The organism is Bacillus pseudomycoides DSM 12442 (genome assembly GCF_000161455.1).
Lineage (GTDB): Bacteria > Bacillota > Bacilli > Bacillales > Bacillaceae_G > Bacillus_A > Bacillus_A pseudomycoides.
In genome coordinates this window covers 5,568,290-5,568,828 of record NZ_CM000745.1, presented here as the reverse complement: position 1 = coordinate 5,568,828, position 539 = coordinate 5,568,290, and the positions used below count along the sequence as shown (strand labels likewise).

The window sequence follows — 539 nt, the reverse complement described above, 5'->3', positions numbered from 1 at the left end:
ACCTTCTACTAAGCACCTCCATCCAGATTATGCGCACGTATCAAGCTCAAATTAAAGAGATTGAGAAAGGTATAGAAAGTTTGATGTCATCGCTACCTCAAACGCTTGAAAGCATTCCAGGTATAGGTCCTGTATTCGCAGCCGGTATTGTGGCTGAAATTGGTCAAATTGAACGCTTTACCGATGAAACACGAATGCCAAATACGCAGGTCTATTCTGGAAGAAATATCAGTCTGGTCGCTTTACTGCAGAAAACACGTCATTAACACGATCAGGGAATCAGTATCTACGTTATTACTTAGTTGAAGCCGCCAACTCTGTAAGGCGTCATGCCCNTGAATATCGTGACTATTATGCGAAAAAATCTGCCGAAGTACCTAAGCATAAGCACAAACGAGCCCTCGCATTAACCGCAAGAAAATTTGTTCGTTTGGTGGATGCGCTACTACGCAACAACCAAATTTACACGCCCGGAAGGAGCGTTGATAGATGATGTCTACTGACATTCTTCCTTCTTCTATATTCCATTAATTTACAAA

General features: G+C 42.0%; 1 pseudogene. It reads left to right on the top strand.

The features are described 5' to 3' along the window. Positions 1 to 493: pseudogene (locus BPMYX0001_RS29830) on the top strand (IS110 family RNA-guided transposase); the annotation flags it as partial. Positions 494 to 539 lie beyond the last annotated feature (46 nt).